At 53.2% G+C, this 726-nt stretch carries 1 protein-coding gene; it reads left to right on the top strand.

What is annotated here, in order from left to right:
* Window positions 1–726 (top strand): RNA-guided endonuclease TnpB family protein (locus AN618_RS13640; protein WP_222926535.1); only part of this gene is annotated, 726 nt, incomplete at both ends.

The raw sequence follows: 726 nt of genomic DNA on the forward strand, positions 1-726 counted from the left end.
TAATGGTGCGGCAGGACTGCTATTCAATACATCAGCTGCCGTCAGGCACGTGGGTCATCAAGTTCCCCGTCTCCTCCGGCAGGAGCCAGATAGCAGTGCCCATTGCCACTTCTGAATACCATGCCAAAAGGCTCCAGGACCTGGCAGGAGGTTCCTGTCGACAAGGGTCCATGGAGATATGGCATGGCAAAGACGGAGAGTGGTATGCTGCCATATCATTAGTATATGAGACTCACTTAAAGGAGCCGTGCGGCGTAATCGGGGTCGACTTCGGCATAGTAAAGCTTGCCGTGCTGTCCAACAACATCTTTTTTGACGGTCGCCAGGTCAGATGGCGCAAGGAACAGTGGGCAGCAAGGAGAGCTGCACTTCAGCAAGCGGGCAGGCTTTCCCGCGTCAAGAAAGAAGCCGGCCGCGAATCAAGGTGGATGCGGTATATCAACCACTGCATCTCAAAACGCATAGTTGAAATAGCGAAGAAAGAAGGCAAGGCGATTGCACTTGAGAACCTGCTGGGTATCCGCGAGCGGACTAAAGGATCAAAAAAGTTCAACCGGATGATGTCCGGGTGGAACTTCAAGGAGCTGGCCTCGTTTATCGAATACAAGGCAGCCCTTGCTGGGGTTCCTGTAATCTACGTCGACCCCAAGGAGACCTCCAAGACCTGTCCGAAGTGCGGGAATGCTTCCCGGTATAATCGTAAGGCCCAAGGCTGGTTTAAATGCA

It is taken from the genome of Fervidicola ferrireducens, from assembly GCF_001562425.1.
GTDB lineage: Bacteria > Bacillota > Thermosediminibacteria > Thermosediminibacterales > Thermosediminibacteraceae > Fervidicola > Fervidicola ferrireducens.